Origin of the sequence: Virgibacillus sp. LDC1, assembly GCF_025792345.1 — a bacterium.
Lineage (GTDB): Bacteria > Bacillota > Bacilli > Paenibacillales > Paenibacillaceae > Paenibacillus_AQ > Paenibacillus_AQ lautus.
In genome coordinates, this window is record NZ_JAOXLZ010000001.1 from 4,290,916 (window position 1) to 4,303,575 (window position 12,660).

Annotated in this window: 13 protein-coding genes and 1 other annotated feature; of the genes, 5 read left to right on the forward strand and 8 right to left on the reverse strand. The window is 52.4% G+C overall.

Going from position 1 to position 12,660, the window contains the following annotated elements; translation table 11 throughout:
* Positions 1-389: 389 nt before the first annotated feature.
* The 5 genes from OHJ21_RS19565 to tsaE form a co-directional block, all read right to left on the reverse strand.
* Complete coding sequence (locus tag OHJ21_RS19565) at positions 390-1,913, reverse strand: 2-isopropylmalate synthase (RefSeq protein WP_486021058.1); 1,524 nt, start codon at positions 1,911-1,913, stop codon at positions 390-392.
* A gap of 152 nt (positions 1,914-2,065) precedes the next feature.
* Positions 2,066-2,402 (reverse strand) — a binding site (T-box leader).
* A gap of 525 nt (positions 2,403-2,927) precedes the next feature.
* Positions 2,928-3,977 carry a tRNA (adenosine(37)-N6)-threonylcarbamoyltransferase complex transferase subunit TsaD gene (gene tsaD, locus OHJ21_RS19570; RefSeq protein WP_100539120.1) on the reverse strand — a complete coding sequence of 350 codons (1,050 nt, stop codon included), beginning with the start codon at positions 3,975-3,977 and terminating at the stop codon, positions 2,928-2,930.
* Positions 3,974-4,498, reverse strand: a complete 525-nt coding sequence (rimI, locus tag OHJ21_RS19575) for a ribosomal protein S18-alanine N-acetyltransferase (protein WP_486020948.1) — start codon at positions 4,496-4,498, stop codon at positions 3,974-3,976. Before rimI ends, tsaD begins: the two co-directional genes overlap by 4 nt.
* A gap of 19 nt (positions 4,499-4,517) precedes the next feature.
* The gene (tsaB, locus tag OHJ21_RS19580) at positions 4,518-5,309 is read right to left on the reverse strand and encodes a tRNA (adenosine(37)-N6)-threonylcarbamoyltransferase complex dimerization subunit type 1 TsaB (RefSeq protein ID WP_486020949.1); all 792 of its coding nucleotides are present in this window, start codon (positions 5,307-5,309) and stop codon (positions 4,518-4,520) included.
* Entirely contained in the window at positions 5,296-5,766 is a 471-nt protein-coding gene (gene tsaE, locus OHJ21_RS19585) for a tRNA (adenosine(37)-N6)-threonylcarbamoyltransferase complex ATPase subunit type 1 TsaE (protein WP_100539123.1), read from the reverse strand. Before tsaE ends, tsaB begins: the two co-directional genes overlap by 14 nt.
* A 250-nt stretch (positions 5,767-6,016) precedes the next feature.
* Here tsaE and OHJ21_RS19590 point away from each other — a divergent pair, with 250 nt between their 5' ends.
* Positions 6,017-7,198 (forward strand): epoxide hydrolase family protein, encoded by a 1,182-nt coding sequence (locus OHJ21_RS19590; protein WP_486020950.1) that lies wholly within the window; start codon positions 6,017-6,019, stop codon positions 7,196-7,198.
* 121 nt (positions 7,199-7,319) lie between these two features.
* Here OHJ21_RS19590 and OHJ21_RS19595 read toward each other — a convergent pair whose 3' ends face one another.
* A complete protein-coding gene (locus OHJ21_RS19595; RefSeq protein ID WP_100539125.1) occupies positions 7,320-7,502 on the reverse strand; it encodes an H-type small acid-soluble spore protein in 183 nt (60 codons plus the stop codon).
* A 4-nt stretch (positions 7,503-7,506) separates the two neighbouring features.
* Positions 7,507-7,794 carry a hypothetical protein gene (locus OHJ21_RS19600; RefSeq protein ID WP_486020951.1) on the reverse strand — a complete coding sequence of 96 codons (288 nt, stop codon included), beginning with the start codon at positions 7,792-7,794 and terminating at the stop codon, positions 7,507-7,509.
* Positions 7,795-8,002: 208 nt separating this feature from the next.
* Here OHJ21_RS19600 and ku point away from each other — a divergent pair, with 208 nt between their 5' ends.
* The 3 genes from ku to ligD are packed head-to-tail and all read left to right on the forward strand — an operon-like array spanning position 8,003 to position 10,766.
* Positions 8,003-8,932 carry a non-homologous end joining protein Ku gene (gene ku, locus OHJ21_RS19605; RefSeq protein WP_100539127.1) on the forward strand — a complete coding sequence of 310 codons (930 nt, stop codon included), beginning with the start codon at positions 8,003-8,005 and terminating at the stop codon, positions 8,930-8,932.
* 5 nt (positions 8,933-8,937) lie between these two features.
* The gene (locus tag OHJ21_RS19610; protein WP_486020952.1) at positions 8,938-9,843 is read left to right on the forward strand and encodes an ATP-dependent DNA ligase; all 906 of its coding nucleotides are present in this window, start codon (positions 8,938-8,940) and stop codon (positions 9,841-9,843) included.
* A 5-nt stretch (positions 9,844-9,848) separates the two neighbouring features.
* Positions 9,849-10,766, forward strand: a complete 918-nt coding sequence (gene ligD, locus OHJ21_RS19615; RefSeq protein WP_326114194.1) for a non-homologous end-joining DNA ligase — start codon at positions 9,849-9,851, stop codon at positions 10,764-10,766.
* Here ligD and OHJ21_RS19620 read toward each other — a convergent pair.
* Entirely contained in the window at positions 10,749-11,837 is a 1,089-nt protein-coding gene (locus OHJ21_RS19620) for an SPL family radical SAM protein (RefSeq protein WP_100539130.1), read from the reverse strand. The two genes, ligD and OHJ21_RS19620, sit on opposite strands and share 18 nt — an antisense overlap.
* Positions 11,838-12,068: 231 nt before the next feature.
* Here OHJ21_RS19620 and OHJ21_RS19625 point away from each other — a divergent pair, with 231 nt between their 5' ends.
* On the forward strand, positions 12,069-12,644 hold the full coding sequence (locus OHJ21_RS19625; RefSeq protein ID WP_100539131.1) for a TetR/AcrR family transcriptional regulator: 576 nt from the start codon (positions 12,069-12,071) through the stop codon (positions 12,642-12,644).
* The last annotated feature ends 16 nt before the right edge of the window (positions 12,645-12,660 follow it).

A 12,660-nucleotide genomic window follows, 5' to 3' on the forward strand; every position in this document is an offset into this window, starting at 1 on the left:
ACGGCCATTTTTTTGTTGTTATACGCGCATCCTTGGTCCTATATCCAGCTTTATCCACTAAGTTATTCACATTATCCACAGTTTCCACCGGTAAATTTGAAAATCCTGTCCCCTCTTTTCAGCATCTTGCAAAAGACCGATTTATCGACATTTTTCTCGCTTATGCACATTTTTCGGCGAATATGTGGATAACGTTGTTCACAACTTGACAGAATTATATGTCTTATATAATAGGCCTCTATATAGACTTACCTCTTGTTTTTTGCAAGTTATGTTGAGCTTAATTTTGAAAAAAGCGACCCTCCTCAATCCGGTTCGGAAGGTCGCTTATGCCAATGCTAAGTAAATACAAGGGGAGACTCTAAGGTTCCCCTTATCAACCTCCCTGCCTAAACCGACATCAACGCCGAGTTGCATGCAGCAACATAAGCCAGGCCTGCCGCCATGACGATATCCTGGTGCACCGCCGTGCCGCGGAAGATCTTGCCGGCCTTCTCCACCGTGACCGCTGCTTCGGCATGCGCATCTTCGCCGCTGCTTAATGAGTGAAGCTCCAGATCACCAAAGCGGATGTCGCTGCTGATGCCTTGGCTGATCGCCGAAATAACGGCTTGAACAGGACCGTCCGCCACGCTGGAGTAGGTGGCTTCCGTTTGCTCGCACAGATGGCGCAGCGTGACGGCCGCAACCCGGCTGCTTCCCGTGCCGGAAATGACCTGCGTCTCGGCCAGCTCATATACCTGTGCCGGCTTGCCCAATGTACTGCTCACCATCTGCAGCAGTTGATCATCGCTGACCACCTTCTGACGGTCAGCCGTCTCCTTGAAGGTGTCGTACAAGGACTCCATCTCGGCTCCTTCGAGCTGAACACCGTACCTGGCAAGACGATCCTTCAGCGCATGACGACCGGAATGCTTACCCAGCACGATCATGCTCCGTGGGATGCCCAGCTTTTCCGGGTCCATAATCTCGTAGGTGCTTCGATCCTTCAGCAGACCGTCCTGGTGGATGCCGGATTCATGCTGGAAGGCGTTCCGGCCAACCACAGGCTTATTGAAGGCAATTGGAAAATGCATCGCACCGCTAACGAGACGGGATACTTCATACAGCTTCTCGGCCGTAATGCCCGTCTCCGCCCGCAGCATGTCACCCCGGGTAGATAGAGCCATGACCAGCTCCTCCAGTGCGCAGTTGCCTGTACGTTCGCCCACTCCATTCACGGTAACCTCGATTTGGCTGGCGCCGTTCTCAATAGCGGCCAGGCTGTTGGCCACAGCCAGACCGAGATCATTGTGGCAGTGGGCGCTGTAGGCGACCGTCTTTCCGCCACGGGCACCTTCCCGCACGCGTCGGAACATCTCGCCGTATTCATTCGGAAGTGCATATCCAACCGTATCGGGCAGATTGATCATCGTTGCACCCTCTTCAATGACGGCCTCCACCATCTCAATTAAGTCGTCAATACCGGTACGCGAGGCATCCATCGCCGTAAATTCCACCACGTCGCTGAACTGCTTCGCATAAGCAGTCATCTCACGTGCCCTTGCCATCACATCCGGACGGCTCATGCGCAGCTGGTGGCGAAGATGAATGTCGGAAGACGAAATAAACAGATGGATTCGCCTTCTGGCCGCGTCCTGGGTGGCCTTAACGGCAGCATCAATATCCCCTTTTACAGCACGCGCGAATCCGCATATTTCCACCTGCTGCAGCTGTCTTGAGATAGCCTGCACTGCGGCAAACTCCCCGGGACTAGACACCGGAAATCCGGGCTCCATGACGTCAACGCCCAGCTCCGCCAGCTTTCCGGCCAGCGCAATCTTCTGTTCAGGCTGCAGGCTTGCTCCTGGCGCCTGTTCCCCGTCCCGCAATGTGGTATCGAATATTTGAATGGTTCTCATGGATTCAATCATCTTCGTATAATCCTCCTTGGTTATGGTAGCCCGATTTCCTACAAACTTGTTGTCCCATCTGCTCGATATCTTCGCTTTACGTCCGCACGTCGACTTGCGTCCGATCCCACCCTGCTGCTGCCGGCAGCAAAAAAAGCCCGCCATCTCTTCATACAAGAGACGACGGGCTTAGAACCCTCCGTGGTACCACTCTAATTGACGCGCCTTGTTCGCAGCTATTCTACCGCGACACATACGCATCCACTCAAGTCCATGATCTCTTCATACCGGCCGGACATGAAGAGATGGACATCCTGATGACGGAGGAAACGCCGTAAGAGGATAAAGCCTGCATGCTTGGCAGCCGATCCATGGACCAAACCAGCCGATGCAAGATGTTCCCCTCTTCCGCTCCCGGGCGAGATTCGAAGGTTGCTGCCGCTGCGTCACACCATACCCGCAGCTCTCTGTAGACAGCTCCCTTTTACTGCTCCCGTTCATCGCGTTTACACGATATGCTGTTAGGAAAAACCTCATGATATCCGGCTCCCTTCACCGGGTATCCTGCCTCTTTTGCACCGTTTCGTTGTCATATGCCTACTTTTGCTTGATCAAAGCATTAGCTGCCTAATAAGAATGCAAAAAAGCCTGCCGTCTCTTATTCAAGAGACGACAGGCTATCCTATCGCGGTACCACTCTTGTTGACTCTAAGCTCCCGGGTTCATACTGCTGTCTCCCGGATCTTAAAGCCCCCTCCATCGCCAAATCACAAATGATTTGTGCGCAGCCATTCTCACGGAGGCCATCCCGTAACAAGGTCAAACTCCGCAATTTCATCCATGCCGGATCGGCATTTTATTGCGCAAGGTTCCCCTGCTCCGCTCCCAGGTGAGTTCAGGTCCCTCTCGTCTGCGTTGCACCGTCCCGCAGCTCTCTTCATCCAAGGTTCACCTTACTGGTCCTGTTCTTTGCGTTTCAATATTCTGGAATTTGATCATGATTATACGTCCTATATAGAGACGTGTCAAGACGCTTTAGCTTAATGGTTCCGCCCAAAGTTCCAGCGACATTTGCGGGTCTGCCTTCATATCGAGCGGCGTAAAGCTCCCCTGCTTCCATTTCAAATGGGCCGCGGCGGCAATCATCGCCCCGTTATCGGTGCAATACTGAAATGGGGGAATCGTTAGCGGAATCCCTTCCTGCTCGCATCGTTCAGCCAAAACTTTACGGAGCCCGCGATTGGCGGCAACGCCACCGCACAGCAGCAGCTGTTTGGCATCGTATGCTTTGACCGCGCGAACCGCCTTCTCCACGAGCACCTCCACAACGGATTCCTGAAAGCCCCGGGCTATCGCTTCCGTCCGAACGTCCTCTCCACGCATTTTGCTCTGATTGACGACATTTAATACAGCCGACTTCAAACCGCTGAAGCTAAAGTCATAAGAATCGGGCTCCAGCCATACGCGGGGAAGATCCACGACCTCCTCGGCTTCCAAGGCCATACGGTCGACATGCGGGCCTCCGGGATACGGGAAGCCAAGCGCCCTGGCCACCTTGTCGTACGCTTCGCCAACCGCATCATCCCGCGTCCTGCCGATTAATTCAAAGCTGCCCTCGTCCTTCATGTAGACCAGCTCGGTATGGCCGCCGGAAACAACCAGCGCCATGCAAGGATAGGCGATATCGCCCACAAAGCGGTTTGCGTAAATATGGCCCGCAATATGATGCGTGCCGATCAGCGGCTTGCCCAGCGCAAAGGCCAGGCTTTTGGCAGCCATGACGCCCACGAGAAGCGCTCCGACCAAACCGGGACCCTGCGTGACGGCGATCGCCGACAAATCCTTCATTTCGATCCCGGCCTCGGCTACGGCCTGCTCAATAATTAACGTAATGCTCTCCACATGCTTGCGGGAGGCCACCTCGGGCACCACCCCGCCAAATGCCTTATGCGTTTCAATCTGGCTGGCAATGACGCTGGACAATACTTCGCAGCCATCCTTTACGACGGCAACCGAGGTTTCATCACAGCTCGTTTCTATCGCCAATATGCAGCTGTGCTGCCGGTCTATTTTTTCATCCTTCATGATAGCCTTTGACTTCCTTCCTCGCCATCGTCCTCCCGATAAGGGGGCAGATCTGCCCACATGATGAGTGCGTCTTCCTGGTTATCGGAATAATACCCCTTCCGGACACCGGCTGGTTTAAACCCTTTTTTGATATATAAACGCTGGGCAACGTGATTGGACACCCGAACCTCGAGCGTCATTTTCTCCATCCCCATATAAGCAGCGGTCTTCATCAGTTCCGTCAGCAGCCGATCGCCCCATTTGCGTCCGCGATACTGCTCCAGCAGGGCAATATTCGTGACGTGCGCTTCATCCACGATCGTCCACATGCCGGCATACCCTACGGTTCGGCCTTCGTACTCCATAATCATATAACGTGCAAAATGATTCAGTTTCAGTTCATTGTGAAAAGCTTCCTCGGTCCAGGGCACGGTAAACGCTTCGCGCTCCACCTCGAGAACCTCCGGAATATCCTCCAAGGTCATCAACCGAAAGGACAAACCGTCTTCACCATCTACCGGCTTCTTCTGCTGATCCATGACGAATCCTACGCTCCCTTCACCGCTTACGCAGCAGGTTCGCTTCCGCTTCGGAAAGCTGTGTATAGTTGGGTATTAGTGTATGCACATCATCCGCTTCCCCCGCGAGCAATCTGGCCGCTCCCAAGTACCCCATCCAGCGGCCTTCAAGCGAATACGGATGAATATGCAGCCGGTCTCCAAACCACGGCTCAAGCCCTCGGGCGGTTTCGGCATGAAGCTCCACTTCCCCAATAAACCAAATGCAAACCGGACGCTCCTCTTCAGGCAGCTTGCTGATACGTTCCTTTATGGTTTCCACCCAGGTTTGCATCAGGCGAATACCATCTGCTTCCATACGTATCGGCGCATCCCCTTGGCTCTCTGAATCGGCAGCGAATAATGCCGTGTACACTTGTCCCCGTCTTGCATCCAGCAGCGGAATGACCCAGTGGACTCCCTTCTTTGGCTCGGCTTGATGCCATCCAGACTTCAAGCCCCCCCATGCCAAGGCATGCAGGCTGGATACCCCGACAACCGGGATGTGATTAGCCCATGCCAATGTTTTGGCAGCCGTTACCGCAATCCGAATTCCGGTATAAGAACCCGGACCTACACCTACGGCAATGCCGTCCATCTGGTCCATGCCTAGGCCTGCTTCCGCAAGCGCCTGTGCCATCACCGGGTGCAGATGCACCGAGTGGTTGCGGTCCGCATTCGTGTTAACTTCCGACAGCAGCTTGTCCTGCTCCATCACGGATACCGCTAGCGATGCCGTAGACGTATCCAGCGCCAAAAACCGCTGCTGCGGCTTCGTGTCATTGTTGTTCATTCCAGCTACCCCATTTTTCATTCAAATCCCGGCACCACTCGCCATAGGGCTCTCCCTGGCTTGAAAGTGTGATAATCCGGTGCGTTTCGCCTGTCGTTTCTAGCTGGATATGTAGATACCGCTCAGGCAAGAGCTCGGTGATCAGGCTGCTCCACTCTACGAGACAAACCCCCTCACCAAAAAAATACTCATCCAGCCCGAGCTCATCCGCTTCATCAATCGACAAACGGTACACATCCATATGGTAGAGCGGCAGACGCCCCTCATATTCTTTAATAATCGTAAATGTCGGGCTATTCACAACCCCGTTCACACCAAGGTGCTGTGCAAATTGTTTGGAGAATGCCGTTTTCCCTGCTCCAAGATCCCCGTCCAGACCGATGACAGTCCCTGGCTCCGCCCTCGCGGCCAGCCAGGCAGCAAGCTGCTCCGTCTCCTCCAGACTGCTTGAAATCATTCGAAACGGGCCCTCCGTACGGCCATTGTTCACTGATAACCCACCCTTTACTTAGTTTGCCCATATCTCAAAATACTTGATCTTCATTATATCGGTCCTCCCAACCGGCTGCAAGAACATGAGTTTCGCTTCATGACTGAGATGAGAATAGAAACGTCAAACCGGGTTGCAAACACTGACACTACGTAGTCAAAGATTAAGCATTATAGTTAAACCATAACAATGATCAAGAGATTTGAGGAGGATTATTATGAACCCCACGAATGAATCGAATACAGCCCCATGTTCAGAAAAAACCATACTTCCTTTTCGCATTCAAATTCCAGAGTCGGACCTGCTTGACCTTAAGGAACGTTTGGCCCGCACTCGGTGGCCTGATGACCTGGAGGATAATCATTGGGAATATGGAACGCCGCTGTCTTACCTGAAAAAGCTATCAACCTATTGGAAGGATTCCTATGACTGGCGTAAATATGAAGCCATGCTGAATGAATTCCCCCAATTCATGACCACCATCGATGGGCAAAACATTCACTTCCTGCATGTTCGCTCCCCTGAGCCCGATGCGCTTCCTCTAATCATAACCCATGGCTGGCCAGGATCCATTGTGGAGTTCACGCATATGATTGAACCGCTCACCAATCCCGGGAAGTACGGTGGGAATCCGTCCGACGCATTTCATCTCGTAATCCCGTCCCTCCCAGGCTTCGGCTTTTCCGGGCATACAACGGAACGTGGATGGAATATCGAACGTGTCGCTAAAGCGTGGGATGAATTAATGCGCCGCCTGGGCTATGAGCGTTATGGAGCACAGGGGGGAGATACCGGGAGCATGGTTTCAGCAGAACTAGGCCGGATCGCTGCTGAGCGAATCGTAGGCGTTCATTGTAACGGTCTATCGGTGTTTCCCACCGGAGATCCGGCTGAAAGCGAGAACCTTACGGCCGCAGAGAAACTGCGCTATGATGAATTAGCCGGCGGGGGATTTGATGGTTCCGGATATGCTATCCTTCAAGCGACCAGACCCCAGACACTATCCTACGGTTTAACGGATTCCCCTGTCGGGCAGCTTGCATGGATTGTGGAGAAGTTTAAGGAGTGGACCGATCCCACGGCAGATCTTCCTGAGGATGCGGTAGACCTTGAGCTCCTTCTTACGAATGTCTCGATCTATTGGCTGACAGCTACGGCAGGCTCCTCCGCAAGAATTTATAAAGAAAGCTCCAATAATTGGGGAGCGCCGGCACCATATTCCTCGGTCCCCACCGGCGTAGCAGTCTTTCCCAAGGATCTCTCCATTCGCAGTATGGTAGAGAAACAGTATCATGTCGTTCACTGGTCAGAGCTCGACCGAGGCGGCCATTTCGCCGCATTGGAAGCTCCAGATCTGCTGACTGACGATGTTCGACTATTTTTTAGAGAGCTTCGTTAACCACCATCAACGCAAACACACCTTGTCCGGTGTCCGGCGATATGGGACCCGTACAAGGTGTGTTTTTTTCGTGTTTATTAAACGCTTAGACGTAAGCCAAGAGCCTCTCCCCGTTAAGAAGCTATTCGCCTTCTTGCAGCCGGTCTACGTTCACAGTCAGCGTATTAGTCGGACGGGAGCCAACCTGGACGGTGGCCATCCCCTTCTGCTGATCCACATGCTCGATCCAAACCGATTCCCCTTCCAGATTGACTTTGTAAGTATCCTTGGAATTGAAAATTTCCACGGCGCGCTGTATCTCCATACGTTTAATCCTCCTTCTCCATATTTCTTGGCGATTCGTCCACGACGTCCATCGTATCGGTTGTGGAAGGGCCGATCAGCCCATTATCCAATGTGACATTGCCTCCGCCAAGGCCTTCATTGATCATCCGGTCAATATCAAACATCGTAGATTCCCGAGAGATCTCGCTCTCCTCCGAAGTCAGGCTGTTCCAATCCACCATGTCCCCGTTCACCGCTTCTGCAGCGGAATGATCCGAGGCCCTGTCCTTCTGTATCTCCTCCGACGTTTCGGTTTCTCTAGACTCCATCATGACGAAAAATACCTCCTTATACAGGCAGAGTTCATCGTCAATATGCCACAAACCGGTTCTAATTATGCAATCTCGAGCTATAACTCATACTAGAGTCTTTTTTTGGGCACACTAATAGAGGTAGTACAAAAATTTATAGCAGTCGTTTATTACGTTTACTACACGGTCATACCCAAACATATTAGAATTTGATAGGAGGTTTCATAGAATGCATACGGTATGGAAGGGCGCGATCAGCTTTGGTCTGGTGCACGTGCCCGTCAAGATGTTCTCGGCTACGGAAGATAAGGATATTTCGATGCGGTACATTCACAAGGAATGCGGCAGCCCGCTCTCTTACATCCGTAAATGTCCGGTATGTGAAGAGGAAGTTGCCTGGGAGGAAATTACGAAGGGGTACGAGTATGAGAAGGGGAAATTCGTGCTGTTCGAAAAAGAAGAATTGGAGCAGCTGGCGGAGCAGAACAGCAAAAACATTACCATTCTGGACTTTGTGGATCTGACCGAAATTGACCCGATTTATTTTCAAAAGACGTACTACCTTTCTCCGGATCAGGCAGGCGCAAACGCATATCGACTCCTGCTGGAAGCGATGAAGCAGTCCGGCAAAATCGGCATCGCCAAAATCGCCATTCGCTCGAAGAGCAGTCTGGCCGCGATCCGGGTGCTCGATGAATGCTTGTCGATCGAGACGATTTTCTACCCGGATGAGATCCGGCCGATCTCCCAGGTCCCGAATTTGCCTGAAAGAACCGAGGTTAACTCCAAGGAACTCGATATGGCCAAATTGCTGATTGACCAGCTGTCGACTCCCTTTGATCCTGAGAAATATACGGATGATTATCGCGAACGTCTGCTGGATCTGATCAACGCCAAAGTATCCGGCGAAGAAATCAAGATTGCCCCTGCTCGTCAGGAGACCAACGTTGTCGATCTGATGGCTGCTCTCCAGGCAAGCATCGAAGCCGTAAAGCCGATCGGAACGGATCCGGGCACCAAACCGAAGCCGCGTAAAACAACCCGGAAGACGGCTGCCAAAGAACCGGCTGCCAAAGTCAGCGGCGGAGAAGGCGAGCTTGACGCACCGAAGCCGAAGCGCCGGACAACCAAATCCAAGAAAACCGACTCCACATCCTGATCCGTATGGGACAATTGCAGAATCTACTGCCCAAAGAGCCGATGGCACCCATCTCAACAGATCAGATCACGACGGGCGAGGATTGGGGTTATCAACTGAAATGGGACGGTGTTCGCATACTCGCCGGAATTGACCAAAACCGCGTATCGCTATACTCCCGCAAGCTGCTCGATAAAACCTCTCTGTATCCCGAAGTCGTTCAGGCATTATCCGGCGTGCAGGAACGGCGCCTTCTTCTGGATGGCGAGGTTGTGTATTTTCATCCGGAGCTTGGTCGTCCCGTGTTTCAGAAAGTTCTTCAGCGGGAGCGTTCGCGTGCGGTCAGCACGAACGCTCCTCTGTTTACTTATGTTCTCTTTGACATTCTGGTGGACGGCGACCAAGACATGCGCAAGCTGCCATATCTTGAACGACACCACCGCCTGAAGGAGATCGTTTCCGACACGCCGGGCCTCCTGACCGCGGATCTGTTTCTTGAAGGCGAGCATTTATGGAGTTGGGCCGAAGAACGGGGATGGGAGGGCATTGTGATGAAGCGCCTCTCCTCTCCTTATCGTGAAGGCAAGAAACATCGGGATTGGTACAAGAAAAAGATTGCCGTGAACTTGACAGCCACCGCCGTCGCCATGATTATCAGGGAAGGCCGCGTGGCCAGCCTCGTCATTGCCGATGACGACGGCAACTATATCGGCCGGGCTTCCCTGGGGCTTAATGAGCAGACGAAGAAGAGGCTGCTGCAATACGCCGAGAGCCATCGTGCTGAGGCGATATGGAATACGCTTCATACCGACCTGAAGAAAGAACAGCTGGCCTGGCTTAGCCAGCCGCTTTCGGTTCAGGTCACATTTCTCGAGTGGAGTCAGGATGGCATGATGCGCCATCCCAAACTCGTATCGATTGAGGGGGTGTAAACAATATGGCTCGTACCGTCAAAGGCACCCTGACGATCGAGGGACAGGAGATTCAAATTACGAATCCCGACAAACCACTATGGCCTGAAGTCGGCATTACCAAAGCGATGTATCTGCAAAAGCTTGCGGCCATCTCCCCGTTCCTGCTCCGATACTGCCGGGGAAGGCTGCTCACGACCATCCGGTATCCGCACGGGGCCGAAGGCGAATCCTTCTATCAGAAAAATGCGCCGGAGCCGCTGCCGCCTTTTGTTCAGACCTATGTCCACGAAAATATTAACTACGTGCTGTTGAACGGACTGCCGGAGCTGCTCTGGCTGGGGAATCTGGCTGCGCTTGAGTTTCACCCTTCCCTGCATCTGGCAGGCAGCACTCTGCCCTGCGAATGGATGATTGATCTGGATCCTACGCTGCCGGAGGAGCCACGGATCATGGAAGCGACCGCGATTGTAGGGGACGTGCTGAGCTCCTTGGGCCTGTCCTCCGTCCCAAAAACCTCAGGCGCTACCGGGGTGCAGATCATCGTTCCGATTCCGGAAGGCATTACGTTCGATGAACTTCGTACGGTCGGCCAATTCGTGGGGCAATATGTAACCGAGAAGTTCCCTAAGCTGTTCACCATCGAACGGCTTAAAAAAAATCGCGGCGATAAGATCTACTTCGATTATCTTCAGCATTACAGCGGAAGGACACTCGCTGCTCCATATACCCCGCGGGCCCGGCGGCTTGGGACCGTCTCCACACCGCTCACTTGGGACGAGGTCCGTCAGGATGTTTCTCCCACGGAATTTCATCTGCTGAACATTGAAGAACGGCTAAAAGAGAAGGGCGACCTGCTTCAGAGCCTGCCTCCCCAACCGATAGAGAACGTCATCCGACATCTGAAGCCCCAAGGAAAGGGATCGTCAAAAAGGAAAGGATAACTGCTCAATATCCGGCATAAGCTCCTTGCCGGAGACTGGCGCTGCCGGTTGAGGCAGCTTCCTTGGCTGTGCAGGAGCAGCCAGGTCCCGGACTGAACGAAGATGATCGCGAGCGCCTTCCTGCGTCTCGTTCTCTTGAGAAGTCCCGCTTGCAATCGTCCCGGATTCACTCACTATGGCAGTAGATGCCCCCGTGGTCAGTCCATTCAGCTCATATTCGTTCAGCAGCCTGGCCGCCATCGATTTGAAGGAACGTACGTAATGCTCTTCGGCATATGCGCCCTGTCCATATAACTCGCGGTAAGGCTGTACCACTTCGGGAAACTGGTGTTTAAGTGTTTCGATATACCATTTCTTCACGTCACGCGACAGTCTCAGTAACGAGATCATCGCAAAAGAAACACCCCTCACCTTCGCCTGCGACAAAAGATCCCTCAGTTCCGACTCCTTATCCGTCAAAAAGGGCAGCACAGGCGCCACAAACAAGCCCGTTCGTATGCCTGCAGCCGATAATCGGTGGATCGTATCGAGCCTGCCCTCCGGATGAGGCGATGCCGGCTCCAGCTTCCGGATGATGTCCCCATTCAGCGTGTTGAGACTGATGTTAACGGACACATTCTCCATCCGGGTCAATATGTCCAAATCCCTGAGCACGAGCGGAGAACGCGTTGTAATGCTCGTGGAGATGCGGTATTTAGCGAGCAGCTTCAGGCACTCCCGCGTAATCCCCTCCTTGCCCTCGATCGGCTGATACGGATCGGTTGCCGTTCCGATCGTAACCTGTCCAATCGATCTGCGCATCGCTTCAATATCATGATCAAACTTCCTCGCCGCACTCGATAACTGCTTCTCCAGCGCTTCGGCTGCATTCGACTTCATAAAGATATGATGCTGAAACTCATCTTCCGCCCCCATACCGATAAAGGATTGAAAAGCGCGGGCATAGCAAAAGCTGCATCCATGCCCGCATCCGCGGTACGGATTAATGGACCAATCGAAGGGCATCCTCTCTTCCTTTACTCTGTTTAAAGTCTGTTTGGTCGTTACCCGTTCATATAACGTACGAGCCACTCCTCTTCCTCCCCTCTGATCCTGTATTATTACTGTATTTTGAACTATTATTATTTTAACAAACATATGTTCTTATTATAAGTGGGTTTTACTGGATTTTCAAATTAACCTCCAGCAACGCTTCATCATAATATGTTGAACTTGGTCCAATTCCGCTTTATAATTAATATATATCATGTGATATATATCGATTGTTCTACATATAATTAATCCAAGGAGTTGCAGACAGCCATGGCACCGAAAACGAAGTTCACCAAACAAGATATCGTGCTAGCCGCATTTGACATTGCCAAGACCGATGGAATCGAGTCCATTACGATTCGTAAAGTAGCTGAACGTCTGGGCAGCTCCATCGCGCCGATCTATGTCAATTTCAACGATGCTGAAGAACTGGTTCAACAGGTCGTCGAAAAGGCCTTCCAGGTGGCCAGAGGATTGATTACAGAGCAGCAATCCGGGCAGCCGTTCCGGGATATCGGCATGGCAAGTCTCCGGTTCGCCAAGGAATACCCTGTACTCTACCGGGATTTGATTATGAAGAACAATCCCCATATGAAGAATACCCCGGAACAAATTCGTGAGGTTATCGTGTTGATGAAGCAGGACCCGGAGCTTTCGGGATTTTCTGATCAGGAGCTGCAATCTATTTTATTGAAAATGCAAACCTTTCAGACAGGTCTCTGTGTCATGCTAGCCAATGATTTATTCACGGAGAGTATGGATGACATCAAGATGATCCATATGATGGACGAAGCCGCTGAAGATTTCATACGTGCCGCTCGTTTGCGGAAACAGCAGGAGAAGTGAAGCTGTATAAGGCATC

What these genes read in the sequence shown, in the direction of transcription:
- OHJ21_RS19565 (WP_486021058.1), bottom strand. Translation starts at nt 1,913, where the DNA reads ATGATTGAATCCATGAGAACCATTCAAATATTCGATACCACATTGCGG.
- tsaD (WP_100539120.1), bottom strand. Translation starts at nt 3,977, where the DNA reads ATGAAGGATGAAAAAATAGACCGGCAGCACAGCTGCATATTGGCGATA.
- rimI (WP_486020948.1), bottom strand. Translation starts at nt 4,498, where the DNA reads ATGGATCAGCAGAAGAAGCCGGTAGATGGTGAAGACGGTTTGTCCTTT.
- tsaB (WP_486020949.1), bottom strand. Translation starts at nt 5,309, where the DNA reads ATGAACAACAATGACACGAAGCCGCAGCAGCGGTTTTTGGCGCTGGAT.
- tsaE (WP_100539123.1), bottom strand. Translation starts at nt 5,766, where the DNA reads ATGATTTCAAGCAGTCTGGAGGAGACGGAGCAGCTTGCTGCCTGGCTG.
- OHJ21_RS19590 (WP_486020950.1), top strand. Translation starts at nt 6,017, where the DNA reads ATGAACCCCACGAATGAATCGAATACAGCCCCATGTTCAGAAAAAACC.
- OHJ21_RS19595 (WP_100539125.1), bottom strand. Translation starts at nt 7,502, where the DNA reads ATGGAGATACAGCGCGCCGTGGAAATTTTCAATTCCAAGGATACTTAC.
- OHJ21_RS19600 (WP_486020951.1), bottom strand. Translation starts at nt 7,794, where the DNA reads ATGATGGAGTCTAGAGAAACCGAAACGTCGGAGGAGATACAGAAGGAC.
- ku (WP_100539127.1), top strand. Translation starts at nt 8,003, where the DNA reads ATGCATACGGTATGGAAGGGCGCGATCAGCTTTGGTCTGGTGCACGTG.
- OHJ21_RS19610 (WP_486020952.1), top strand. Translation starts at nt 8,938, where the DNA reads ATGGGACAATTGCAGAATCTACTGCCCAAAGAGCCGATGGCACCCATC.
- ligD (WP_326114194.1), top strand. Translation starts at nt 9,849, where the DNA reads ATGGCTCGTACCGTCAAAGGCACCCTGACGATCGAGGGACAGGAGATT.
- OHJ21_RS19625 (WP_100539131.1), top strand. Translation starts at nt 12,069, where the DNA reads ATGGCACCGAAAACGAAGTTCACCAAACAAGATATCGTGCTAGCCGCA.